Origin of the sequence: Brevibacterium permense, assembly GCF_025506275.1 — a bacterium.
Lineage (GTDB): Bacteria > Actinomycetota > Actinomycetes > Actinomycetales > Brevibacteriaceae > Brevibacterium > Brevibacterium permense_A.
In genome coordinates, this window is record NZ_QYCP01000077.1 from 1 (window position 1) to 23,412 (window position 23,412).

General features: G+C 63.3%; 22 protein-coding genes. 12 read left to right on the forward strand and 10 right to left on the reverse strand.

Going from position 1 to position 23,412, the window contains the following annotated elements; translation table 11 throughout:
* Positions 1 to 207, reverse strand: a 207-nt coding sequence (locus D3I60_RS04645; protein ID WP_262774968.1) for a winged helix-turn-helix domain-containing protein, incomplete at its 3' end; no start/stop codon positions are given.
* Between the two features lie 186 nt (positions 208 to 393).
* On the opposite strand from D3I60_RS04645, the gene D3I60_RS04650 reads away from it, so the two are divergent.
* The 9 genes from D3I60_RS04650 to D3I60_RS04690 all read left to right on the forward strand — a co-directional run bounded on the left by D3I60_RS04650 (position 394) and on the right by D3I60_RS04690 (position 11,479).
* A complete protein-coding gene (locus D3I60_RS04650; RefSeq protein ID WP_262774970.1) occupies positions 394 to 1,509 on the forward strand; it encodes a TIGR03364 family FAD-dependent oxidoreductase in 1,116 nt (371 codons plus the stop codon).
* A gap of 198 nt (positions 1,510 to 1,707) precedes the next feature.
* Positions 1,708 to 2,646 carry a phosphate/phosphite/phosphonate ABC transporter substrate-binding protein gene (locus tag D3I60_RS04655; RefSeq protein WP_262774971.1) on the forward strand — a complete coding sequence of 313 codons (939 nt, stop codon included), beginning with the start codon at positions 1,708 to 1,710 and terminating at the stop codon, positions 2,644 to 2,646.
* Between the two features lie 14 nt (positions 2,647 to 2,660).
* Complete coding sequence (gene phnC, locus D3I60_RS04660) at positions 2,661 to 3,572, forward strand: phosphonate ABC transporter ATP-binding protein (RefSeq protein WP_262774972.1); 912 nt, start codon at positions 2,661 to 2,663, stop codon at positions 3,570 to 3,572.
* A complete protein-coding gene (phnE, locus tag D3I60_RS04665) occupies positions 3,569 to 5,248 on the forward strand; it encodes a phosphonate ABC transporter, permease protein PhnE (protein WP_262774974.1) in 1,680 nt (559 codons plus the stop codon). Before phnC ends, phnE begins: the two co-directional genes overlap by 4 nt.
* 111 nt (positions 5,249 to 5,359) lie before the next feature.
* Positions 5,360 to 6,052 carry a phosphonatase-like hydrolase gene (locus D3I60_RS04670; protein WP_262774975.1) on the forward strand — a complete coding sequence of 231 codons (693 nt, stop codon included), beginning with the start codon at positions 5,360 to 5,362 and terminating at the stop codon, positions 6,050 to 6,052.
* On the forward strand, positions 6,049 to 7,131 hold the full coding sequence (locus D3I60_RS04675; protein WP_262774976.1) for an alcohol dehydrogenase catalytic domain-containing protein: 1,083 nt from the start codon (positions 6,049 to 6,051) through the stop codon (positions 7,129 to 7,131). Before D3I60_RS04670 ends, D3I60_RS04675 begins: the two co-directional genes overlap by 4 nt.
* A 146-nt stretch (positions 7,132 to 7,277) precedes the next feature.
* Positions 7,278 to 8,156 carry a LysR family transcriptional regulator gene (locus D3I60_RS04680; RefSeq protein WP_262774977.1) on the forward strand — a complete coding sequence of 293 codons (879 nt, stop codon included), beginning with the start codon at positions 7,278 to 7,280 and terminating at the stop codon, positions 8,154 to 8,156.
* Between the two features lie 106 nt (positions 8,157 to 8,262).
* Positions 8,263 to 9,210: a 5-dehydro-4-deoxyglucarate dehydratase gene (kdgD, locus tag D3I60_RS04685; RefSeq protein WP_262774978.1), complete on the forward strand. Its 948-nt coding sequence runs from the start codon at positions 8,263 to 8,265 to the stop codon at positions 9,208 to 9,210.
* A 109-nt stretch (positions 9,211 to 9,319) separates the two neighbouring features.
* Entirely contained in the window at positions 9,320 to 11,479 is a 2,160-nt protein-coding gene (locus D3I60_RS04690; protein WP_346659550.1) for an aldehyde dehydrogenase family protein, read from the forward strand.
* Positions 11,480 to 11,701: 222 nt separating this feature from the next.
* On the opposite strand, the gene D3I60_RS04700 is transcribed toward D3I60_RS04690, so the two are convergent.
* From D3I60_RS04700 to D3I60_RS04735, 8 genes are all read right to left on the reverse strand, one after another.
* Positions 11,702 to 13,351, reverse strand: a complete 1,650-nt coding sequence (locus tag D3I60_RS04700) for a M24 family metallopeptidase (RefSeq protein ID WP_262774979.1) — start codon at positions 13,349 to 13,351, stop codon at positions 11,702 to 11,704.
* Positions 13,352 to 13,470: 119 nt separating this feature from the next.
* A complete protein-coding gene (locus tag D3I60_RS04705; protein ID WP_262774981.1) occupies positions 13,471 to 14,250 on the reverse strand; it encodes an ABC transporter ATP-binding protein in 780 nt (259 codons plus the stop codon).
* A 13-nt stretch (positions 14,251 to 14,263) separates the two neighbouring features.
* Complete coding sequence (locus tag D3I60_RS04710; protein ID WP_262774982.1) at positions 14,264 to 15,292, reverse strand: ABC transporter substrate-binding protein; 1,029 nt, start codon at positions 15,290 to 15,292, stop codon at positions 14,264 to 14,266.
* 11 nt (positions 15,293 to 15,303) lie between these two features.
* A complete protein-coding gene (locus D3I60_RS04715; protein ID WP_181271054.1) occupies positions 15,304 to 16,152 on the reverse strand; it encodes an ABC transporter permease in 849 nt (282 codons plus the stop codon).
* A 340-nt stretch (positions 16,153 to 16,492) separates the two neighbouring features.
* Complete coding sequence (locus tag D3I60_RS04720) at positions 16,493 to 17,251, reverse strand: HpcH/HpaI aldolase family protein (protein ID WP_262774983.1); 759 nt, start codon at positions 17,249 to 17,251, stop codon at positions 16,493 to 16,495.
* 212 nt (positions 17,252 to 17,463) lie between these two features.
* Entirely contained in the window at positions 17,464 to 18,096 is a 633-nt protein-coding gene (locus D3I60_RS04725; protein WP_262774984.1) for a dihydrofolate reductase family protein, read from the reverse strand.
* 150 nt (positions 18,097 to 18,246) lie between these two features.
* On the reverse strand, positions 18,247 to 19,848 hold the full coding sequence (locus D3I60_RS04730; protein ID WP_262774986.1) for a GMC family oxidoreductase: 1,602 nt from the start codon (positions 19,846 to 19,848) through the stop codon (positions 18,247 to 18,249).
* On the reverse strand, positions 19,848 to 20,423 hold the full coding sequence (locus D3I60_RS04735) for a hypothetical protein (protein WP_262774987.1): 576 nt from the start codon (positions 20,421 to 20,423) through the stop codon (positions 19,848 to 19,850). The genes D3I60_RS04730 and D3I60_RS04735 overlap by 1 nt, the downstream gene beginning before the upstream one ends.
* A gap of 112 nt (positions 20,424 to 20,535) precedes the next feature.
* Between D3I60_RS04735 and D3I60_RS04740 the strand changes: the two genes are divergently transcribed.
* The 3 genes from D3I60_RS04740 to D3I60_RS04750 all read left to right on the forward strand — a co-directional run bounded on the left by D3I60_RS04740 (position 20,536) and on the right by D3I60_RS04750 (position 22,711).
* Positions 20,536 to 21,363 carry an IclR family transcriptional regulator gene (locus tag D3I60_RS04740; RefSeq protein ID WP_262774988.1) on the forward strand — a complete coding sequence of 276 codons (828 nt, stop codon included), beginning with the start codon at positions 20,536 to 20,538 and terminating at the stop codon, positions 21,361 to 21,363.
* A 152-nt stretch (positions 21,364 to 21,515) separates the two neighbouring features.
* Positions 21,516 to 22,301, forward strand: a complete 786-nt coding sequence (locus D3I60_RS04745; RefSeq protein ID WP_262774989.1) for an SDR family oxidoreductase — start codon at positions 21,516 to 21,518, stop codon at positions 22,299 to 22,301.
* An 80-nt stretch (positions 22,302 to 22,381) separates the two neighbouring features.
* Entirely contained in the window at positions 22,382 to 22,711 is a 330-nt protein-coding gene (locus tag D3I60_RS04750; protein ID WP_262774990.1) for a putative quinol monooxygenase, read from the forward strand.
* Between the two features lie 97 nt (positions 22,712 to 22,808).
* Here the strand turns inward: D3I60_RS04750 and D3I60_RS04755 are convergent, their stop codons facing one another.
* Positions 22,809 to 23,312 (reverse strand): NADPH-dependent FMN reductase, encoded by a 504-nt coding sequence (locus D3I60_RS04755; protein WP_262774991.1) that lies wholly within the window; start codon positions 23,310 to 23,312, stop codon positions 22,809 to 22,811.
* Positions 23,313 to 23,412 lie beyond the last annotated feature (100 nt).

Below are 23,412 nucleotides of genomic sequence, written 5' to 3' on the forward strand. Positions count from 1 at the left end.
TATAAGAGACAGGATCAGCCCCTCCCCGCGCAGAGCGGACATCGCCTGCCGCACCGGTCCGCGCGAACTCGCGAATTTCCGCGTCAGCTCCGCCTCGGATGGCAGCTCATCGCCGGGCTGAAACGAGCCTTCACGGATCGCGGTGCGCAGGTAGTGCGCGATCTCGTCATGCTGCTGACGGGTGCGGTGACTCGACCCGGTAGTCATGGCTTCACTTCTCCTTCGGCGGTGCTCATTCGACGGCCCAGAGGACCGCGGCCCATGGTCGCGGAGTGCTGCCTCGGTGAACTCGGCATGGCTTCGCGGGGCCGCAATGTCACGTTCAGGTGAACAGACATCAAACTTGTACATACATATCTTCATCGTACGGCATATCCCCACGAATATGAGGGAATGCCGACAACAGATCTCATCATCACCGGTTCGGGCATCCTCGGCCTGGCCACCGCATTCCTCGCCCACCAACAGGGCCGCAGCGTCCATGTCATCGATCGCTCCGACCGCCCCGTGGGCTCGTCCATCCAGAACTTCGGCCACGCCTGCTTCACCGGACAATCGGATGCCGCGCAGTCGATCGCCGCGATTGCCCGCGAAGGCTGGCTCGACGCCGCAGCCGCCACCGGGCTCTGCGCCTCCGAGACCGGAACGTTCATCCCCGCGATGACCGAAGCCGAGCTCGCCGTCCTCGAGCAGTTCGCCGCCCATCGCGGCCCCAATCAAGCACGACTGCTCGACTCATCGCAGATCGCCGAGGCGGTCGGGAACCCCGACCTCGCAGCCATCGGCGGCGCCCATCTGCCGCTGGATATGCGCGTCAATCCCCGCCAGGCAGCCCCGCGAATCGCCGCATGGCTGGCCGAGCAGGGCGTGGAGTTCACCTGGAACACGCAGGTCACCGCGGTGGCAGACGGCACCGTGTCGACGACTCGCGGAGACTTCCAGGCCGAGCAGGTCGTCGCCTGCCCGGGATACCAGCTGACCAGCCTCTTTCCCGAGATCGCCGAGGCCCACGAGGTCCGCGTCTGTTCGCTCGCGATGTCGCTCATCGAGGCCCCGCGATCCTTCCCGACGGGCTTCGCGATGCTCACCGGCACTTCTCTGGCCCGCTACGACGGGTTCGCGGCGATGCCCGGCGCCGAGGCGCTGCGCCACGACCTCGACGAACGGGAACCGGAGCTGCGCGACTGCATCGCGAACCTCATGGTCACCGACATTCCGCAGGGCCTGCTCATCGGCGATTCACACGCCTACGACCTCAGTCCGGAACCCTTCATCGACGAGCAGATCGGCGCACTCCTGCTCGATCGAGCCACCTCGATGCTCGGGATCGAGAGCCCGCGGGTGCGGCAGCGATGGCTGGGCATGTACGCCGACAGCCCGGCTACGAATCTCGTCCTCGAGCGCCCGGACGAACGCACGAGCGTCGCCGTCGTCGCCTCGGGGATCGGCATGACCCTGTCGTTCGGCATCGCCGACCTCATCCTCTCCGGCGGCAGGGCCGACATCTGAGGCGGCTCCCCCATCCGACCGATTCGGTGACCGCCGCCACTATGCGTCGGGGCAACTCCGAACCGACCGTGAAGTTGTCATGTCCAGTCGGTGAACTACCCCGACTTGTATAGACATTCGCCGATGGGCTCGACACGATGGACGAGAACGATCACCACTGCGCCTCCGTCGCACCGCTCATCGAAAGGCAACCCTGCCATGACCTCCCTCTTCCGCTCCACAGCGGTCCGCACCTTCACCGCCGGCCTCCTCGCCCTTCCTCTGCTTGCCGCCTGCGGCAGCTCCGGAGGAAACGGTGACGACACGATCACCTTCGCCGCCGTGCCGGCCGAATCCTCCTCGACGCTCGAGTCCTCCTTCGAGAACGTCACGAAGCTGCTCGAAGAAGAGACCGGCAAGAAGGTCGAATTCCAGAACGCCTCGGACTACGCCGCCGTCGTCGAGGGCATGCGCGCCGGCCAGATCGACGCCGCTTCCTTCGGCCCCTTCGCCTATGTCATCGCCAAGGACTCGGGCATCAACATCGAACCGGCCGCGGCACCGACGAACGACAAAGCCAAGGATCCCGCCTACACCTCGCTGGCGTATGTGAAGAAGGGCTCCGACGTCAAAGACATGAAGGACCTCAAGGGCAAGAAGGTCTGCTTCGTCGATGCCGCCTCAACCTCCGGCTACCTCGTGCCGATGAAGGGACTCCAGGACGAGGGCATCGACATCGACAAGGACCTCGAACCGGTGATGTCCGGCGGCCACGACGCCTCGCTGCTGTCGCTGAACTCCGGTGACTGCGATGTCGCCTTCGCCCACGACGCCATGCTCACCACCCTCGAGAAGTCCGGCCAGGTCGACAAGGGCAGCCTCGAACCCATCTGGGAATCAGACCCGATCACTGAGGACCCGATCGCGGTGAACAATGACTCCCTCGACGCCGATACGGCCGCGAAGATCACCAACATCCTGCGTGAGAAGGCCAATGTTCCGTCCATGATCGAGGCCGGAATCTGCGACTCCGAGGACGACTGCGTCCTGCCCGAAGAGATCACCTACGGCTACAAGGAAGTCTCCGATTCGGACTTCGATTCGATCCGCGACATCTGCGACGCCACCCAAGCCGACGCCTGCAAGAACATCGGCTGAGAAGGATGACGACCATGACACACTCACACCCCGCCCCGACCACACTTGAGCTCCAAAGGGAGATCGACTCCATCTATTCCGTCCAACTCGACCATGTCACGAAGGACTTCGGCGGCGGAGTGCTCGGCCTCGACAACGTCAACCTCGGATTCCGCACCGGCGGAATCAGCGTCCTCCTCGGCCTCTCCGGCTCGGGCAAATCCACCCTCTTACGCCACATCAACGGCCTGCACACCCCCACCTCGGGGCGAGTGCGCGTCCTGGGCCAGGACATGGATCGGCTGCGCCGATCCGAACTGAAGGCCGTACGCCGCGACATCGGCGTCATCTTCCAGTCCTTCAACCTAGTCGGGCCGATGTCCGTACTCGAGAACGTCTGCGCCGGGGCGCTGGGATCGCTGCGCGGACCGCGCATCACGCTGATGATGTACCCGAAGGCCATCCGTCGCGAAGCCCTCGAAAAACTCGACCGCGTCGGCCTGGCCGACCGCGCCTACCAGCGCGCCGATACGCTCTCCGGCGGTCAGCAGCAGCGGGTCGCGATCGCCCGCGCACTCATGCAGCACCCGAAGGTGCTGCTCGCCGATGAGCCGGTCGCCTCCCTCGACCCGGTATCGGCCCGCGATGTCATCGACCTGCTGCGGCAGATCTCCGCCGAGGATGAGCTCACCGTCATCGCCTCCCTGCACCAGGTGCAGCTGGCCATCGATTTCGCCGACCGGATCATCGGTCTGCGCACCGGCCGGGTCGTCCTCGACCGTGAGACCGCCGGGCTCAGCGCCGAGGAGGCCTCCCAGATCTACTCGAGCGTATCCGGAATGGACACCCCCGCCGAGGCGAGCGAGCGTGCCGGTGCGACCACTGCCGGATCGCACACGGCAAAGTCCGGCACCGAGGCGGCCGCCCGGGTGGGAGCCACCCGATGAGTCTCGTACTCGACCGTGAGGCTCCCGTCGTCGTCGAACCGCAGCGTCCCCGCCCGTCGGGGAACTCCGCCGTCGCCGTCATCGTGCTCATCGGCCTTGCAGTCGCCGGCGCCTGGTCGGTGTGGTCTCTCGGCATCGATATCGCCACGATCGCCTCGTCGTTCGACAATGCCTTGGGGTTCTTCTCCCGGATCGTCCCGCTCGACTTCCCGGCGTTCGGTGAGACAGTCTCTCTTGTCGTCGAGACCCTGGCGATCGTGTTCCTGGCGACTCTGCTGTCCGTCGTGCTTTCGATCCCCGTCGCTCTCCTCGCCGCTCGTCCCACCCGGATGGGACGCGGTTCGCAGTGGACGGCGCGCACCCTCATCGTCCTCGCCAGAGCGATTCCCGACCTCGTGCTCGCCATCGTGTTCCTGCGGATATTCGGGCTCGGCGCCACGGCCGGCATCATCGCCATGGGCATCCATTCGGTGGGGATGATCGGCAAGCTCTACGCCGATGCCATCGAAGAGCTCGACGACGGCCCCCGCGAATCGATCGAGGCCCTCGGCGGCAGCCGCTCCCAGCAGATCCTCACCGCGATCCCGCAGACTCTCATGCCGCAGCTCATCGCCACGGCTCTGCACCGGTTCGACATCAACCTGCGCACCTCGGTGCTGCTCGGCTATGTCGGTGTCGGCGGAATCGGTCTGGCCATCGCTGACTCCCTGCGCACACTGGACTACCAGCGCGGAATGGCACTGGCGGTCATCGTGCTCGTCCTGTGCATCGTCATCGAACTCGTCTCCGGCTCCATCCGGGCCGCACTCATGGCCTCGACAGGGGCGAAGATCACCGGCGGCACCTGGGTCGACCGGATGTTCAACCGGGATCGGGCCACCGGGGTCGGTGATCTCACGCTCACCCCACCGTGGAGCGTGGCACGGTTCCGTCGTTTCGCCTCGGCGGCGGTGCTCATCGTCCTCACGATCGCCGCCCTGTGGCGGGTGGACGTGTCATGGTCGGCTCTGGCCGCGGGTCTGCTCGACCTGCCGAAGACCGTGAGCCTGTTCTTCCCGCCGTCGACCGGCGGGACGCTTGCCAACCTCGTCGAACAGCTGCTCGTCACCATCCAGATCTCGCTGGCGGCGACGTTCATCGGAGCGATCCTCGCGGTGCCCATCGGCATCCTCGCCGCCCGCAATGTCGTGGCGAACCGGGCGGTGCACAAGACGTTCCGCGTCCTCATCGTCATCGTCCGCGGCATTCCTGAGCTCATCCTCGCGATCATCTTCGTCGTCATCTCCGGACTCGGCGAGGTGGCCGGAACCCTGGCCCTGTCCATCGGCGCGATCGGCCTGCTCTCGAAGCTCATCGCCGACTCCATCGAGGAGACGGACCTCCAGGTCCAGGAGGCGGTGCGGACCACCGGCGCGGGCGAGGCGCAGGTGTTCTTCTCGGCCACCCTGCGGCAGGCGGCACCGGCGTTCGTCGCCCACATCATGTACCTGCTCGACACGAACATCCGCTCGGCCACTCTGCTCGGCGTCGTCGGCGCCGGAGGCATCGGCTTCCTGCTGCTCAACGCCTCGCGGGTCAACCAGTTCGATGTCGTGACGATGGTGCTCATCCTCATGGTCGCCGTCGTCCTCCTCGTCGAGGCCCTGTCCATGTGGCTGCGCCGAGCCGTGCGCTGAGCCTGCGCAATCAAGTCCACCCGCCCACCGAAATTTCCGTCCGCCGACCAAGCGGGCGAAGCAGAGCCCACGAACTCGCGCGGGCACCATCGCAAGAGAAAGAGAATCGACATGACCGAACTTGCCGTCTTCGACATGGCCGGAACCACCATCGACGAACGTGACGTGGTCTACCGCGTGCTGCGCGAGGCCACCGAACGGGAGGGCGCGGACTACTCCGATGAGGTCTTCCAAAAGTGGATGGGCACGGAGAAGCACTGGGCGATCGAGAATCTGCTCCGCCTCGGCGGGGTCGAGGTCACCGAGGAGGTCCACGAGCGGGCCTGGCAGTGGTTCCGTGCCGAACTGCGCGAGACTTACACGCAGAATCCTCCGCGCCCGCTGCCCGGGATCGAGGAGGCACTGTCGACTCTGCGGGAGCGTGGGATCAAGGTGGGTCTGACCACCGGGTTCTCCCGTGAGATCGCCGACCTCATCTTATCCACGATGGGCTGGAAGCAGGGCGAGATCTTCGATGTCTCGGTCACCGGAGACAAGGTGCCGGCCGGACGTCCGGCACCGGACATGATCAACAAGGTCATGGAGACCGTCGGGGTCACGAACCGCGCTGCCGTCGTCAGCGTCGGCGACACCTCGGCGGATGTGGAATCGGCACTCAACGCCGAGGTCACAGCCGTGGGCGTGCTCACCGGGCACCTGACTCGCGAGGATTTCGCGGCCGAGGGCGCACACCTCGTCCTCGACTCCGTGGCGGATCTGCCCGCGGTCCTCGCAAAGCAGGAGTCCTCGGTGGTCGCGAAGTGAAAGCGACTACGCCCGATTCGACGATGACCGTCACCGAGGCGGCCGATCATGGCCGTGCAAACGCTCGGCCATGTGCCCAGGTATGGACCGGAGGTTCGGATTTCGAGCTCCGCACATTCGACCGCCCGCGGCTGGCACCCGGCGAGAGTCTCATCCGGCTGACCGCGGCCACGGTGTGCGGGTCCGACCGGCATACCGTCAGCGGGCGCCGGTCGGGGGCGTGCCCCTCGGTGCTCGGTCACGAGGGAATCGGCATCGTCGAGGAGACGCGCGGGGATGTGCCCGTCGGGACTCGTGTGGTCTTCTCTGTCACCTCGGTGTGCGGGAAATGCCGGAACTGTCGCCGCGGGCTGAGCGCGAAATGCACCTCGGTACGCAAAGTCGGCCACGAATCGGCCGAGTCGGATTGGGCGCTGTCGGGCACATATGCCAGCCATATCCATCTGCCGGCCGGCGTGGCCATGGTCCCGGTGCCGGATTCGCTGCCCGACGGGGTGGCGGCGACGGCCGGGTGCGCCGTGGCCACGGTCATGGCGATGGTCGAGGCCGCCGGTGACCTTTCCAGTCGCCGGGTGTTCGTCAACGGCATCGGCATGCTCGGGCTCACCGCGGTCGGGGCTGCTCAGGCCCGTGGTGCCGCCGAGGTCATCGCCGCCGATCCGCACCCGGACCGTCGCGGTTTGGCCGACCGGGCCGGGGCGACCCGGTCGGTTGCGCCGGGCACGGAGATCGATGATGTCGACGTCGCACTCGAGCTCTCGGGCGCCGAGGCGGGGGTGCGCTCGTGCATTTCGTCGTTGGCCGTCGGGGGCGTTGTGGTCCTCGCCGGCAGCGTGACGCCGGGGCCGCAGGTATCGATCGATCCCGAGCAGATGGTGCGCGGATGGCGCACGATCACCGGTGTGCACAACTTCGAACCCCACCATTTGGTCGAGGCAGTGGATTTCTTGGCAGCCGACGGGGCCGCTCTGCCGTGGGGGGACATCCTCGGCGGCCCGATCGCCTTGGCCGACTTGGCAAAGGAGTTCCGGGCCCCGACAAAAGCCCTCCGCACAATAGTCTCTCTAATTACTACGTGATGGCGGCCCAGCAACCTCGCGCGAGGTTGCTGGGCCGCCGTGAGGTAGCACGGAGGGAGTTGCCGACAACTGAAAGCGAGGTGCCGCACGCCCGATACACTGCTGAACAGCACAGGCCGTGGCCCACGAAAGAAAACGAGCGAGCGATGCAGTTCACCTTGGCACAGATCACCGGCTTCATCGCGGTGGCCGAAAACCTTCACTTCGGACGCGCCGCTGAAGAACTGAATATGACCCAGCCACCGCTGAGCCGGCAGATCCAGAAGCTGGAGAAATCGATCGGTGTCCACCTCTTCGAACGCAACAATCGCACCGTCACACTTACGCCGGCAGGTGAGGCCTTCCTCGCTGAGGCATACGGTCTGCTCGCCTCCGTCGAGCGCGCCCCGCGGCGAGCACAGAAGATCGCCGAGGGCTCCTGGGGTCAGATCACCATCGGATGCACTGCGGTCTCGACGTTCGGCGTCCTTGGCAGTTTGGTCTCGACCCTGGCAGAACAGCTGCCGGGTATAAGCGTCGAGATCGCCGAGATGGTTACGGCAGAACAGATCAAGGCCTTGTCTGAGGGCAAGATCGACATCGGCCTGGGGCGAGTGGGCCGCATTCCCGAAACCATCGACGCGACCCTGGTCCTGTCTGAGCAGCTCGTACTGGCAGTCCCTTCGGACCATGCGTTCGCCGCACGTGACTCTGTGGGCACAAAGGAGATCTCCGGTCAGCGACTGCTCATGCACGATGCCACGAAGGCTCGATACTTCTACGATCTCACTGTTCGCTACATCGATGTCGAAGCCAATGAGGTGGCTCATTCGCTGAGCCAGATCCTGACCATCGTCAATCTCGTCGCTGCCGGTCGCGGCATCGCCGTCGTCTCGGAATCAGCTGCTCGCCTCGGCGTCGACGGTGTCACATATGTGCCGCTCCACGACGCTCCACGCGATGTCGTCGAACTTCATGCGATCTGGAATCCGGAGTCCCGCAACCCGGCACTCAAGGAAGTCCTCACATTGATTCGCAGAAAGTGAAGCCAATACCTTCTGAGCATCAATGCATATATAAATAATCTTGGACAGGAATTATTCCTCGTTCTTACAGTGGGATCACCATCCCGACTAACAAGGACGTCATTCCGTGGCCAATTACCAACCTCAAGAACTCGCCGACCACCTCAAGGACGGCCTCCTTTCCTTCCCCGCGACAGCATTCAACGCAGACCTGTCACTTGATGCCGACTCCTATTCCGATCACATCGCCTGGCAGTCGAGCTTCGACGTCGCAGGACTCTTCGCCGCTGGCGGAACCGGCGAGGGGTTCAGCCTCACTCCCCCGGAAGCGAAGCAGGTCGTGGGCTTGGCAGTTTCAAACTCACGTACTGAAGTGCCGGTCCTTGCTTCGGCAGGGGGCGCGACTGCACACGCCGTGCAGAATGCTCTCGACGCCGAGGAAGCCGGAGCAGAAGGCCTTCTCGTCCTTCCTCCCTACCTCACTGAATGCAGCCAAGACGGCCTCTTCGAACACGTATCCGCCATCTGCAAAGCAACGAAGATCGGCATCATCGTCTACAACCGGGCAAATGCGATCTACTCGCCCGAGACCGTTGAACGCCTCGCCGACACCCATGAGAATTTCATCGGCTTCAAGGACGCCCTCGGCGACATCGAGCAGCTGACGAAGGTCTACGCCCGCACCGGCGACCGCCTCTTCTACCTCGGCGGACTGCCGACCGCCGAAGTCTATGCACTGCCACTGCTGCAGCTGGGAATGAGCACGTACTCATCCGCCATGTTCAACTTCGCACCCGAATTCGCCCTCGACTTCTACGATGCTGTGCGCAAACAGGACCGCGCCGCCGTGACAGAGAAGCTCAACTCCTTCGTCCTTCCTTACTCGAAGATCCGCGAACGAGTGGCCGGCTACGGCGTCTCAATCGTCAAGGGCGGCCTCAAAGTCATCGGCCGCGACTGCGGGCCGGTCCGGCCACCCTTGCAGAACCTCACCGAGGCAGACCTGCAGGATCTTGAACAAGTTATGTCCGCTGCCGGCATCCGACTCGACCGCACCGCGTCCGCAGTCGCCTGAACGGTCAGGACGCCACGAATCCGCGGCCGAGACAGCCACACCCACAGATCGGCGCCGATCGGCTTGAGCCGGTCGGCGCCGACATCGCTATCAGGAACAGAGGTCACTCATGACGACACAGCTCACTATCGCGACGACCGACTCGGACGTCGACACATCACTTTCCGGCACATCAATTGTCGCCGGCACGAAGACGCAGGGACAGGGGGAGACCAGCCGTGCAATCAATCCTGCGACGGACGAGACCTTAGATCCTGAATACACGCTGCTCACCGAGGAGCAGGTATCCGCAGCCATAGCCGAGGCCCGCGATGCCTTCCCTTCGTACCGCAGCACTTCGCCGGAGATCCGCGCAACCTTTCTCGAGAGCATCGCAGCCAATATCGAGTCTGACGCGCGGCGCATCGTCGACCGGGCCGTTCTGGAGACCGGACTTCCTGCGGGGCGCCTGAGTGGCGAGATCACCAGAACCTCCAACCAGCTGCGCCTGTTCGCATCAGTCGTCCGGCTTGGCGACGCCCACGGCGTGCGAATTGATCCCGCGCTTCCTGACCGCGCGCCCCTGCCGCGCCCCGATATTCGTCAGCGCAAGGTTCCTCTGGGTCCCGTCGCTGTCTTCGGCGCGAGCAACTTTCCCCTGGCTTTCTCAACGGCGGGCGGTGACACCGCTTCGGCACTTGCTGCCGGATGCCCAGTCATCGTCAAGGCCCATAATGCCCATCCCGGAACCAACGAACTGGTCGGTGCTGCCATCTCGCGTGCCGTTCGCGACAGCGGGCTCCACCTGGGTGTCTTTTCACTCGTCTATGGGGCTGGCTCCGAGGTCGGGCAGCAGCTAGCCACGGACCGGCGAATCACCGCCGTAGGATTCACCGGTTCCAGGGCTGCCGGACTGGCATTGTCGGCCGCAGCCGCGGCTCGACCCACACCGATCCCTATTTATGCCGAGATGAGTTCAATCAATCCCGTGTTCGTTCTGCCGGGAGCCATTGACGATGACGTCACCGAGGTGGCCCAGGGCTTTTTCGGGGCAGTGACCGGTTCCTCCGGTCAGTTGTGCACCTCCCCTGGAGTTCTCTTCGTTCCCAACAGCGACCGCGGAGACGCTCTGACGGCTCGTATCGCAGAGGAATTCAACACCGCGAAGGGCCAAACGATGCTCACTCCCTCCATAGCCGCAGCATGGCAGAGAGGAGTCGACCAGCTTTCAGCACAGCCGGACGTCTCACCTCTGGCACAGGGGTCGGATGGAGAAACGCTCAATGCGCCCGGGCCCTGCATGTTCACGACCTCGATCCAGGACTTCGCATCGAACAAGGAACTGCAGAATGAGATCTTCGGGTCCGCTGCCCTCGTCGTGCGCTACGACTCGACCGATGAGCTGGAGCCTGTGGTGGCAGAGCTCGAAGGACAGCTGACTGCGACACTGCAGATGGGTGAACAGGACACCGAGGTAGCAGACGTGCTGGTGCGCGCACTGGAGCTCACCGTCGGACGGATCATCGTCAACGGTTGGCCGACAGGAGTCGATGTCGGCCATGCAATGATCCACGGTGGACCGTTTCCAGCGACGTCAGCTCCGCAGACCACCTCGGTGGGTGCAACCGCGATCGACCGCTTCCTTCGCCCGGTCGCCTACCAGAACGTCCCGCAGGCAATGCTTCATCCGGTTCTCCAGGAAGCCAATCCTTGGGCAGTGGCCCGGATGCTCGACGGTCGATACTCTGCGGCACAGCGTGGCGGTGTCTCAGATGCTGCCTCCACGGCCGCCTCGACGAATTCCTTCGCAGACGGCGTGCGTCACCGTCTCAACGCACTCGGGTTCGACCTTCACGAAGCCAACCCTGCCAGCTACAGCTACGAGACAGTGACCGTTGCCGGCGAATTGGCCTTCGTGTCCGGGCAGATCGCCAAACAGGGTGGAGGAGTACCGGTCCAGGGAGTCATCGGTGAAGACCTGAGCGTAGAGGACGGAATTGCGGCAGCTCAGCTGTGCGCGGTGAATCTCATTGCCCAGTTGGAAACGAACCTCGGTCTCGACAATGTCGAGAGCATCGCCAAGCTCAACGTCTATGTGGCCAGTCCGGCTGCCTTCAGCAAGCACCCCATCGTCGCTGAAGGAGCCTCCCAACTTCTTGTCGATGTTCTGGGAGACGCTGGTCGACACGCGCGCACTGCTTTGGGAGTTCCGCGACTGCCTGCGAACTCTCCGGTAGAGATCGAAGCAGTGATCAAGCTCAAGAGTTCAGGTGAACTCCGCCCCAACTGATCAGCTGCGAAGCTGACTACATAAATTCAGAGCGGTCCGGTCGATTCCACGACCGGACCGCTTCTCAAATCCCTGATGACCAGAAAACAGCTGCATCTCACACTCCTGCAGTCTTCAATCTACGCAACGGGGGCGGACATTCCCTTTCGAGAATGTCCGCCCCGTTACCTGCGAAGGAATGACTTTCCTACGGCAGACACGTGAAAGCAGAGCTTTCCTGCCTCAGCGTTTTGAGAGGATATAGGTTCGGTCCGCTCCGATATACCAGAGGTCCTCGGTGCCGATCGCCACATTGCCGTACCGCCACGGGATCTCCGCGGCGCCGAAAGACCCGACGCCCAAGACGTGCTTGTAGCCGGGACGCAGCTCATTGGCGAATGACTCCTGCTTGCCCATGAGGTGCCCGACATTGCGCTTGCGGTATTCCGTGTTGAAATCCACGTCTGCACCGAGCATGCCGATCTCGATCATTCTGCCGAGGTGGGGCGCCAAGTAGTCCAAGGTACCTTCATGGACGTCTTCGCACACGACTCCGGGGCGCAGTTGGCCGATGATTCCCTCACGGACCACGTCGAAGAAGAACTCATAAGCTTCTTTGGCGCCGTCGGTGCGCGGAAGCGACCGTGCCATATCGGAGGTCGCAACAGTGATCCCGTCAAAGGTGATCCGCACACCGGCGTCGAGTTGGATGCACTTCGTGTCATCGTTGATCGGGAAATCGACGGGCGGTCCGGGGAACAGCATTCTGTTCGAGGAGTGCAAGTTGGTGAAGTACGGTTCGATCGCAAAAGGAATCACGTTGTCCGTGCGAAATTCGACGATCTTGTCCACGTAGCGCGAGTAGATGTCGAGCTCGGTGAACTCAAGCCCTGCGGCCAAGGACTCCTCTGCCCATTTCAGAGCCTCTTCGATGGCGAAGACGCTGCATCTGGCAGCGACGATCTGGAATCCTAGGTCTTCGTGGTCACGAATGTCGCGCCAGTGACCGAGAGCGGTCGACAGCTCATTGAGGACGGCGCCTTCGGCTTCGAGTTCGAGCGCCAGACCGGTTGCGATCCACTCCTCCTCAACGCCGATCTGATCACCATGGGCCAGTGCCACAGCTGCCGCACCGAATCCTGCGAAGCGGCCGATCGGAGTGCCGGACACACCGTGCGCGGTCTCCGGAGCGAGAACATAGAGCTTCTCGTCCTGAATGGACCAAACCGCCAGTTGATCTTCGCTCTGCTGAGTTCCGACGACCTCGCTGAAGTTCGGCGGAGCAGAGATGATGACGGCGTCGAGACCGAGGTCCTTCGCCATCGATTGCAGAGCCGTATAGCGTGTATCGGTCTGCGACTGGATCTCCTTGTCCAGTCCGTCAAGGTGTTCGACGTCGGCGATGAGCCGCGTCGCAGTCTCCGCTCCGAGCTCACGCCAGCGAGAGAAGCGCTCAAGGACCTCTGCGGTGTCGATCTCATAGGCGACAACCGGAGTCGTCGGCTGCTTGTCGGCGACGACATCGAGGCTCTTCGACAACGTCGAGTAGTGCTTCATAACGACACCGGAGTCGAGACCAACCTGATCCCCTTCTGCGAGCTCCTCAACCAACGTCGAGAGTGATGCTGCGGCCGGTGTATCGGCAACAATTCGAGGATCGATCGTCACCCACGGCGCATAGAATCTCATCCGCTCCTTCGGCACCCCTGCGGACAGGGCGTTTCCCTGCTCCTGCTGGCGAACAAGCAGCACCTCGCCGTCAGCCGTGTCGGCGATGATCGGCGCAACCAGGGGGCTCGAATCAAGGCGAATCGCAGAGAACAGAAGGCTCTTCTGGGCATCTAGTCCGAACGAATCTGCCAGACGCGTCTTGTTGGTTGTCAGTTTGATCATTGCGTTTCCAACTCCATATCTTCCTTGAGACGTGCTCGCCTCGTGCGGTGTGCCTTGGGTCGAAGGATCCCAGCCGGCCATCCCTGGCATGTGTTCGTCGGGCCAGACAAGCGGACCACTCAACTGATTCCGGCGGTGACGCCGATGTGGGATTCGATCTCCGCCACATAGCTGGCGAAGTTCTCTGAGAATTTGTGCTCTTTTGCGCGGGGACGTTCGATGTCCACTTTGACGTCGGCGACGATCCGGCCCGGACGATCACCGACGACGACGACTCGATCTGCCAGCCATACAGCTTCGGAGATGCTGTGAGTGACGAAGAGGACGCTGCAGCCCGTGCGACGCCAGATCCGCTGGATCTCGAAGTTCATCGAATCGCGTGTCATCGCGTCGAGCGCGCCGAATGGCTCATCCATGAGGAGGATCTCCGGCCGTGAAACCAACGCGCGGCAGATGGCGACGCGCTGCTGCATCCCGCCGCTGAGTTCGTAGGAATACCGGGTCGCCTTCTCTCCGAGTCCGACCATTTGCAGCAGCTCCATGGCGTGGTCCTTGGATTCCGATGTGACGGCGTCACGGAATTCCAAGGGCAGGAGGACATTGTCGAGATTATTCCGCCAGGGCAGAAGGACCGGGCTCTGGAACACCATTCCGATGTCCTTGAGAGCGGCGCTGATCTCGCGTCCGCGGATGAGGATTTCGCCCTCAGAGGCTTCCTGCAGACCCGAGATCGTGTTGAGCAGCGTGGTCTTTCCGCTGCCGGACTGGCCGACGATAGAGACGAACTCCCCTGGGTTGACGTGGAAGTCGAGTCCCTTGAGGACGACGTTCTCCTGCCCGTCTCGCGAGGTGTAGGTCTTGCCGACGTTGTTGACTGAGATCGCATAGTCAGTGGTCATGGTCGTACTCCATTCACTTTGTAGGTGCCGCAACGTCTTCGTCATGGCGAATCGGATCGATGTAGTCGTTCGTATAGATATCGTCGACGGTGAGGTCGGTCGAATTCTCGAGACCGAGGAAGTCAGTGGCCATACTCAGCATCTGCCCAACTCCATCGTCGGTCATCACACCGAACTGGTCGTCTGACTTTCCGGTTGCCCAGTTCAATTCGCATTGCGACTTGAGCGCATAGATCACGGTCTCCGGTTCATACCCTTGGACTTCCTTGGTGAAGTCTTCTGCAGTTTGCTCCGGGTGGTCGCAAGCCCAGAGAAAGCCTTTCTGCATAGCGCGGTTGAACCGCTCAACACGCTCGGGATCATTCTTCAGGGACTCGTCCGAGACCACGATGCCGTTGCCGTAGAGGTCGATGCCGACGTCGGACCATTTGAGGATGTTCGCCTTCTCGCCGAGTGCCATCAGGGCCGGCTCGTCGGAGACATAGAGCGCGAGGTTCGCATCCCAACGGTCAGCCAGCAGACCAGGAATCTTCGATTCGCCAGTGGCATGGACGACATTGACGTCATCCTGCTTGAGGCCACTGCGTTCGAGCGCGAGCGGCCACATCGCCGTCATGGCACCGGCGCCCTCAGTCGCCACCGTCTTGCCCTTCATGTCCTCCCAGGTCTTGATGCCCGAGCTCTCGAGTGCGATAGTCGCATACGCCGAGCGGGCCTGAAGCAGGTTCACCTGCTTGACGTGAGCTCCTTTGCCCTGGCTGAGGATGGTCGCACCGAAATCGGCCCATCCGGCGTCCACTCTCCCGGTTTCGACGGAGGTCACGGTGTTCGTCGAACCGGAACCCGGCATCAGCGAGACATCGAATCCCTCCTCTTCAAAGAACCCCTCGGCTTCAGCGGCGAAGAACGGTGCGTGCTTCGGCAGGTAGGCGACGTCGACCATGAGGTTGAAGTCATCGAGTCCGTCCTTTGGCGTGCATCCTGTCAGAGCGACGACAGACAGCAGGAGCGGCGCAACAAGCAGTTTCTTCAAGATGTGCATGGTTCCGCCTCTCACTTCGTGTAGTTCTTCCACGGCAGCAGCTTCTTCGAGATGAGGTCGATGATGAAGAAGAGAAGCAATGCGATCGCCGCGAGCACAATGAATGCCGCGAACATCGAGGGGAGGTCGACCTGAGAGTTCGCGAGAAGAATGACGTACCCGAGTCCTTTGGACCCAGCGATGAACTCACCGACCACGGCGCCGCCGACGGCCAACGAGATCGAGATCTTCGCTCCCGTGAAGATCGAAGGAAGCGCATAGATGAAATCGATCTTCATCATCTTCTTCAGCTTCGAGGCACGGTTGATGCGTGCAAGGTCCTGCAGCTCGTGCGGCACAGAGTTGAGCCCGTCGAATGTGTTGATGACGAGGGGGAAGAATGCGATGGCCATTGCCACGAAAGCCTTCGACTCGAAGCCGAAGCCGAACCAGACGATGAACAGCGGCGCAAGGGCGACCTTCGGAATCGTATCGATGGCGATGAGCGCCGGGTAGAGGAAGGGACGAAGGAAAGAAGCGTAATAGAGGAGTGCTCCACACAGAACGCCCAATGCTGTGCCGAGCGCAAAGCCTGCGAGACCTTCCTGCAAGGTAGTGAGAGCGTTGACGGCGAAGTAACCGGGGTTCGTGAACAACTCCTCGAACGCCGAAATCGGACCGACGAGCAGATACTTCGGGAAGTCGAAGATGAAGACAGCCAACTCCCAGATCGCGAACAATCCGACGAGCCCGACAACAGCTTTGATTCCCGCTGTGAATGACTCAGGCTTGAGCCGCGATGCAGTCGGCGGAGCTGCCGGCGCAGGGCCGGGCTCCACAGGTCGAACTGCATCGGTATCGATGCGTGGTGCTGTTGTCATTGGCGATCCCTCCATTGGGTTCTGGTCCATGAGCAGGTGTGGCATTGCATTTGTGACGTGGAACAACTGTGATGCGTCCCAGTATTCGCGACTCAACGATGCCTGTCCAAGATTGTTTTCGCATGTTTCGATACCCTGAAGGAATTGCATCAATGAATTTGTGCAAGCAGGAAAAACTCGAGAGTTGAATTGAGAAACGCCAGGATACTCGGCCTTCCCAAGAACATCCTGGCGCACCATGGCAACGTCGCGCGCAACGCGGACCCACCCACCGACTCGAACTACCCGACGGCGGCCCAACAACCTCGCGCGAGGTTGCTGGGCCGCCGTCGGGTAGCAATTAGGAGCGGGCGGTGGCCAGGTCGCTGCGGAAGGCTCGGCCTGCCGCACCCAGGTCGCCGCATGAGGTGATGAAGCGGAAGCCCTGTTCTTTGCGCAGCTTCGCCTCCTCACCGTCGCCGCAGTGGATTCCAGGAACCACCCCGGCGGCGTCGGCGGCCGTGCGGATCCGCACGAGCGCCTCTGCGTGGGCCTCATTCGGCTGCCCCGGCAGCGCACCGACGGCGAACGCGAGATCGGCAGGACCGACGTACACTCCGTCGATTCCCGGTACGGCGCAGATGTCCTCGACCGCGGCCAGACCCTCCTCGTTCTCGATCATGACGAACAGCAGAGGCCGCTCATCCCGAGTGTCCTGCACGGCGTTGTGCATGATCTCGGCAGTCGGTCCCCACGAACGATCCCCGCCCCGCGAAGGATAGTCGAGCGCAGCCACAGCGGCCCGTGCCTCGTCGACCGAGGACACGAGCGGGACGATGATCGCCTCGACTCCGGCGTCGGCGAGCGCCCCGATCTCCGTGAATCGATTCGCCGCGACCCGCGCGGTCACGAGCGCGTCCCCACTGGCGCGCACGGCGTCCGTCAGCCGCAGCACATCGGTGGGCCGCACCAGCCCGTGCTGCAGGTCGAGGCAGACATAGTCGAACCCGGCCGCCGACCCGATCTTCGCCAGCTCCGGACTCGTCGACATCATCCACAGTCCGTTGTAGATCTCCCCCGCGCGCAGGCGGGCCCGATGATTCTCAATCGCAGCAGTCATGACTGCATCGAATCACGGAACCCCGCCTGGCCACCAGAGGTGCCCGATATCCGGATGAACCTCGCCGAGGCGGCCCACCCCTGCGTACGAATCATCGATCACTTCGCCGAGGCGGCCGTGTACATCCGTACCAGGGACCCTCACGTACGAAAATTGGTCCCTCCTCGGCGAATGGACGATGCGGGCGAGTCCTCAGCCGTCCTCGGGAAGCGTCACTCTGCCGGGCTGTCCTCGAGGAGAGGGCCGATGACTCGGTGGCGGGAGATAACGAAAGGTGCGCTGTGCCCGACGTCGATGAGTTCGAGGTCGAGGCGGCGCGGCAGCAGTGAGCGCCCCTTGCCGAGGACCACCGGCGCGGTCCAGGTGATGATCTCGTCGAGGAGTCCCTCGTCGGCGAACTGTCCGGCGAGGTCACCGCCGCCCATCACCCACAGGTCATGGTCGCCCGTGGCGGTGCACATTTCGAAGTAGTGGTCGGAGACCGATCCCTTGGCGAATCGGATATCCGGCGCCGAGGCGGCCCCGCCCTTTCCTGCGTCCGCCGCGTTTCCGTCGTCCTCGGTTCCGGACGTCTTCGCGTCAGCCCCGCTCCCGGTACCGGTCGCTGGAAGCCCAAGTTTGCGATGGGTCATCACCCAGGTCGGTACCGTGTAGGGCCACGGCCCGTCGAGGTTGCGCAGCAGCCATTCGTAGGTCGTCGAGCCCATGACGATCGCTCCGACTCCGTCGATGAACCCGTCGTCCGGTGGCTCTTCGGTCTGGCGCAGCAGCCATTCGAGTGAGTCGTTCGGGTCGGCGATGAACCCGTCGAGCGTGGTCGCGGTGTAGTAGACGGTACGTGCCACAGGCAGTCTCCTCCTTGATGCGTCTCTCTGTCATCCTATTGGTCCGACGCTCTCTTCCAGCAGTTCGGCGTCGATTCCATCCGTTGACAGAACCGACGCCGATCGATGCGACGACACTTCGCACCTCAGAGTTACTGAGCCTGCCGCTCCTCACACCTCCTGGGTCCGCAGCGCCTCGGCGATGTACTCGGCCTGCCGGATGGCAAGCGCCACGATCGTCAAGGTCGGGTTCGCTGCGGCGCCGGTGGTGAACACCGAGCCATCGGAGATGAAGAGGTTCTTCACGTCATGGGTCCGGCCCCACTTGTCGACGACACCGTCCTCGGGACGTTCGCTCATCCGTGCGGTGCCGAGGTTATGCGTCGACGGATAGGGCGGAGTGTGGTGCGAAGTCTTCGCCCCGACCGCTTCGTAGACTCTCTGACCTGCGGCGTAGGCGTGTTGGCGCATCGCCAGGTCATTGGCATGATCGTCGTAGTGGACGTTCGGAACGGGCAGACCGTTCGTGTCCTTGACCGTCGTATTCAGCGTCACCCGGTTGGTCTCCTGCGGCATGTCCTCACCGACGATCCACATTCCTGCGGTGTTGAGGTACCGGTCGAGCAGTGCCGCGAAGTCCGGTCCCCATCCGCCGGGTTCGACGAAGGAGGCCATGAATGCCGGTCCCAGCGAGATCGTCTCCATGTAGTAGCCGCCGGAGAATCCTCGGTCGGGATCATGGATCGACTCATCGGCGATGACTCCGGCCATCGTCTCCCCGCGATACATCCGCACCGGCTTGTCGAAGTGCCCCCATACGGTGCCGGTCAGATGGCGCATATAGTTCCGGCCCACGTGTCCGGACGAGTTCGCCAACCCATCAGGGCAGGACGGCGTGCCGGAGAGGAGGAGCAGCCTCGGCGTCTCGATCGAGTTGCCGGCCACGCACACGATCTTCGCGGCCTGCCGGTGGAGGTTCCCGTCCTTATCGAGGTAGAGCACGGCGTCGGCTCGACCGTTGGCGTCGTGGGTGATCTGTACGGCCTGGGACTCTGGTCGAAGATCGAGCAGCCCGGTGTCCGCGGCTCGCGGCAGCTCTCTGACCATGGTCGACCATTTGGATTTGTTCTTATCGCCTTGGAAGTTGAATCCGTCCTGGATGGAGGCGGGGCGGCCGTCGTACTCTTCGGCGTTCGTGGCATACGGGCCGGTGGCGTAGAACTTGTAGCCGACCTCCTTCGCCCCTCCCGCGAAGACCTTGTAGTTGTTGTTCGCCGGCAGCGGCTTCCGGCCGTGGACATGCGTCGAGCCCATCGCCTTCTCGGCCCGGTCGTAGTAAGGGGCCATCTCCTCAAGCGTGATCGGCCAGTCGAGGAGGTTGGCGCCGTCGATGCGGCCGTAGACGCTGCGGGCCTTGAACTCATGAGCCTTGAATCGCGGGGTCGCGCCCGACCAGTGGGTGGTCGTTCCGCCCACGGCCTTGACGATCCAGGCCGGCAGGTTCGGGAAGTCACGGGCGATCCGCCACGAACCGGTCGTCGTCCTGGGATCGAGCCACGCCATCTGGTTGAAGGCTTCCCATTCGTTGTTGACGTAGTCCTCGTTGCGCAGATACGGCCCGGCTTCGAGGACGACGACGGGAATGCCCTTCCCGGTGAGTTCGTAGGCCAGCGTTCCTCCGCCGGCGCCGGAGCCGACGATGACGACGGCCTCCTCGTCCGGGTCGATGCTGAAACCTGACACGCTGCGTCCTGCATTCTGTTCCTGTGTCATCACTTCTTCACCTCACCCATCTCGGCGCTCTGCGGCGCGGGCTGATTGGTCGAATCGTCACCGGCGGCACTGCCGCTGCGGACACCCATGACCCCGTCACCGAGCTCGGGCAACGGCTCGTCCTCGGGGTAGACGATCCGCGGTTCGGGCAGCCAGTCGAGATCGTCGAAGCCGCGGTTGATGTAGCCGCCCTTGTCGAACGAGGGTCCTTCGTAGCCGAGCGTCTCCCACACCTCGACATCGTCATAGAGGTTGAGCACAGCGGTGCGACGGACGAAGCCGAAGAACTCGGTGGACTCGACCCGGCGCAGCACCTTGAGCGCGGAGTCGTCATCGAGTCCGCAGAAATCGCCGTCGGAGAGCTGATCCAACGACAGCAGCCCTTGGATGAGGGCCACCCGGAACCACGTCTCCTCATCGGCGGCGAAGAGGATCTTCTCCGCGGTGCGCACATACGGCCCATCGGGGAAGTCTGCGTGCGGGAATGCCACGCGCAGCACTCGGATGAGGGTCTGTTTCGCCTCGTCCGTCATCTCCATCGCATTCAGCGATGGGTATTTTGCAGGGAATGCCATCGGATGCTCCTTTGCTCCACTCGGCAGGCGGCATCGACGCACGCCCGCCACTGACCTGACATGAGCAACCTATGTGACCCGCGACACCATGGACTATCCTCATTCTCATCACATGAAAAAGTCGATCGCCGAGGCGATCGCACAGTCAGGAGACCGCGTGTCCAACAGTGCCGTGATCCAACGAACCTTCGCCGTCCTGGAAGCCGTCGCAGCATCGGGCTGTGCTGCCGCGAAGACCGTGGCCACCCGCCTCGAGATCCCCCTGCCCACCGTCTATCGGCTCCTCAACGAGCTCGCCGATTCCGGGTATCTCGTCTATCTCAAGGACTCCAAACGGTTCGAGCTCGGCCCCAAATGCTTCGAGCTCGGGCTGTCGTTCCAGCAGCGCCTCGTGGCTCCGCAACCGATTCGGCAGATCACCGATCAGCTCCACCGGTCGCTGGGCACCGCCGCCTATTTCGCGATCTACCGCGGCTCGGACATCATCCTCACCTACTGCTCCGACTGTGAGAAGCACCCGCGGCTGCGGCCCCTGCGCTTCGGTTTCCACGAGGCGGCGCACGCCACCGCGTTCGGCAAAATCCTCCTGGCCGGAATGCCCGAACCGCAGCGCACCGACTACCTCGAGGCGCGCGGAATGCAGGTGCTGACCCCGCAGACGATGATCAGCCGGGAGGCCCTCGACCCCCATCTCGCCGAGGTGGCCACCCGTGGAATCGCATGGGAGCACGAGGAGTTCCTGCCCCGTCAGACCTGCGCGGCCGTGCCAGTGCGCAACGGGGCGGGAATGCAGGTCGGGGCGATGGCGATGAGCACCCCCACGTCGAAGATGGCGGGGCGGGCGAAGCTGGTCGAGTCGACCCTGCGTGAGCATGCGGGCCTGGCGTCGAGCTATCTGCGCGGCGGTTCGGTCACCGTCCCTGTCGCTGAGCACGCATGACCCGTGCACTCCCCCACGGACACCGCACTCGCCGCGGCCGATGCCGATTGACCCCCAGCTTTATCGCCACATGAGAAGAACCGTGTCCTCCGGCTGCCGACTCTGCTGAGAATGATCGTGCTCGCTCACAGTTGAGAACTCAAGGAGGAGAAATGGGCACGAACAACAGCGTCGCAGTGGTGACGGGATCCGCGCGGGGAATCGGCCAGGGCATCGCGCAGAGGCTCGGAGCCGATGGCCATCATGTCATCGTCGCCGACCTGCCGAGCATGCAGGACGGGGTGGCGGAGACCGTCACCACGATCGAAAGTGCAGGCGGGAAGGCTACCGGTGCCGAGGTGGACGTCACGGACGACGATTCGCTGAGCCGCCTCGTCGAGGTTGCCGTCGATGCGGGTGGAAAACTCGACGTCTTCGTCGCGAACGCCGGGATCGCGCAGGTCGAACCCCTCATCGAGTATTCGAAGGCGGACTTCGAGAAGATCGTCGACGTCAACCTCACCGGCGTCTTCCTGTCGTATCAGGCTGCGGCGAAGCAGATGATCGAGCAGGGCAACGGCGGCAAGATCATCGGGGCCGCGTCGATCGTCGCGTTCCGTCCCTTCGCGCTGCTGTCACCGTATTCGGCGACGAAATGGGCGGTGCGCGGACTGACTCAGGGTGCGGCGATGGAGTGGGCCAAGCACGGCATCACCGTCAACGCCTACGGCCCTGGCATCGTCGGCACCGCGATGTGGGATCTCATCGACGAGAAGCTCGCCGCCGAGGAGGGTCTGGCCAAGGGTGAGGCGATCAAGAAATATGCTGGTGACATCCTCATGGGCCGGGTGTCCGTGCCTGAGGACGTTGCCAGCCTCGTGTCGTTCCTCGCCAGCGAGGATTCCGATTACATCACCGGTCAGACCATGCTCGTCGACGGCGGGATGCAGTTCTCGTAACGTTGTCGCTGAGGACGAAACCGATACCGCCACACCCTCATCTCCACCCGAGAGAACAACCACAGAGAGAAGGAAGAATAATGATCTTCATCGTCGTGAAGTTCCCCGTCAAACCGGAAATGGCCGACCAGTGGCCCGATCTGACCCGCGAATTCACCGAGGCGACCCGCGCCGAACCGGGCAACAAATGGTTCGACTGGTCGCGCAGCCTCGATGACCCGAACGAGTACGTCCTCGTCGAAGCCTTCGACGACGATGCCGCCGAAGCGCATGTGAAGTCCGACCATTTCCAGGCCGCGACCGCGGCGGGCGGACCGATGCACTCCGCACTGGCAGCGACCCCGAAGATCATCTCCCGTCAGATCGACGGTGATGATTGGGACGCGATGGGCGAGATGCAGATCGACTGAACCTCGCTGAGGCGACCGTCCCCGATCGGGACGACCTCATTCGCCGAGGCAGCCGCGCGGGTCCGCTGATGCGTTCAGCGGGCCCGCGCTGTCCACGTCAACCACGCTGCGGCAGGTACACCTTCTGGCTGTCCACCCATTCGTCGAGCACGTTCGCGCGATCATCGAATTTTGCGGTCGGGAACGCCAGCCCCTTCGTCGGCACACTGGCGCCGAGTTCGACGAGGAGGGGCCGCAGGGTCGTCTCCACCGCAAGTGCGTGCGCAGGGGACCCGATCGTGAAGACCGGGATCGCGGTCAGTCCGTGCAGACCGCCAGCGTCGTACCGGTCGAGGAATGCTTTGAGCAGCCCGGTGTAGCTGGCCTTATAGGTCGGCGTGGCGATGACCGCGTAGTCGGCGGTGGCCAGACGCTCGGTGAGTGTGTTGAGGCGGTCGGATTTCCACTCGAAGATCTCGTCGGTCACCTCGGCGAGTTCGATGGTTTCGTCGATCTCGGATCCGGTGACCTCCGCGATCTTGGTGGCGAGGTCTTCGGCCACTTGGCGGGTTCGCGAATTGGGGCTCGGGTTGCCGACGACGACGGCGATGCGTGTGGTCATTGGGGGTCCTCCCGTTTTTGCGGAGCGGGTTTGTCCGGTGCCGCGCTCGGCGGTTCCGTTTTCGCTCCACACTATGCATCGGCCGATGGAACGAGCCTGA

What these genes read in the sequence shown, in the direction of transcription:
- D3I60_RS04650 (WP_262774970.1), top strand. Translation starts at nt 394, where the DNA reads ATGCCGACAACAGATCTCATCATCACCGGTTCGGGCATCCTCGGCCTG.
- D3I60_RS04655 (WP_262774971.1), top strand. Translation starts at nt 1,708, where the DNA reads ATGACCTCCCTCTTCCGCTCCACAGCGGTCCGCACCTTCACCGCCGGC.
- phnC (WP_262774972.1), top strand. Translation starts at nt 2,661, where the DNA reads ATGACACACTCACACCCCGCCCCGACCACACTTGAGCTCCAAAGGGAG.
- phnE (WP_262774974.1), top strand. Translation starts at nt 3,569, where the DNA reads ATGAGTCTCGTACTCGACCGTGAGGCTCCCGTCGTCGTCGAACCGCAG.
- D3I60_RS04670 (WP_262774975.1), top strand. Translation starts at nt 5,360, where the DNA reads ATGACCGAACTTGCCGTCTTCGACATGGCCGGAACCACCATCGACGAA.
- D3I60_RS04680 (WP_262774977.1), top strand. Translation starts at nt 7,278, where the DNA reads ATGCAGTTCACCTTGGCACAGATCACCGGCTTCATCGCGGTGGCCGAA.
- D3I60_RS04690 (WP_346659550.1), top strand. Translation starts at nt 9,320, where the DNA reads ATGACGACACAGCTCACTATCGCGACGACCGACTCGGACGTCGACACA.
- D3I60_RS04700 (WP_262774979.1), bottom strand. Translation starts at nt 13,351, where the DNA reads ATGATCAAACTGACAACCAACAAGACGCGTCTGGCAGATTCGTTCGGA.
- D3I60_RS04705 (WP_262774981.1), bottom strand. Translation starts at nt 14,250, where the DNA reads ATGACCACTGACTATGCGATCTCAGTCAACAACGTCGGCAAGACCTAC.
- D3I60_RS04710 (WP_262774982.1), bottom strand. Translation starts at nt 15,292, where the DNA reads ATGCACATCTTGAAGAAACTGCTTGTTGCGCCGCTCCTGCTGTCTGTC.
- D3I60_RS04715 (WP_181271054.1), bottom strand. Translation starts at nt 16,152, where the DNA reads ATGACAACAGCACCACGCATCGATACCGATGCAGTTCGACCTGTGGAG.
- D3I60_RS04720 (WP_262774983.1), bottom strand. Translation starts at nt 17,251, where the DNA reads ATGACTGCTGCGATTGAGAATCATCGGGCCCGCCTGCGCGCGGGGGAG.
- D3I60_RS04730 (WP_262774986.1), bottom strand. Translation starts at nt 19,848, where the DNA reads ATGACACAGGAACAGAATGCAGGACGCAGCGTGTCAGGTTTCAGCATC.
- D3I60_RS04735 (WP_262774987.1), bottom strand. Translation starts at nt 20,423, where the DNA reads ATGGCATTCCCTGCAAAATACCCATCGCTGAATGCGATGGAGATGACG.
- D3I60_RS04740 (WP_262774988.1), top strand. Translation starts at nt 20,536, where the DNA reads ATGAAAAAGTCGATCGCCGAGGCGATCGCACAGTCAGGAGACCGCGTG.
- D3I60_RS04745 (WP_262774989.1), top strand. Translation starts at nt 21,516, where the DNA reads ATGGGCACGAACAACAGCGTCGCAGTGGTGACGGGATCCGCGCGGGGA.
- D3I60_RS04750 (WP_262774990.1), top strand. Translation starts at nt 22,382, where the DNA reads ATGATCTTCATCGTCGTGAAGTTCCCCGTCAAACCGGAAATGGCCGAC.
- D3I60_RS04755 (WP_262774991.1), bottom strand. Translation starts at nt 23,312, where the DNA reads ATGACCACACGCATCGCCGTCGTCGTCGGCAACCCGAGCCCCAATTCG.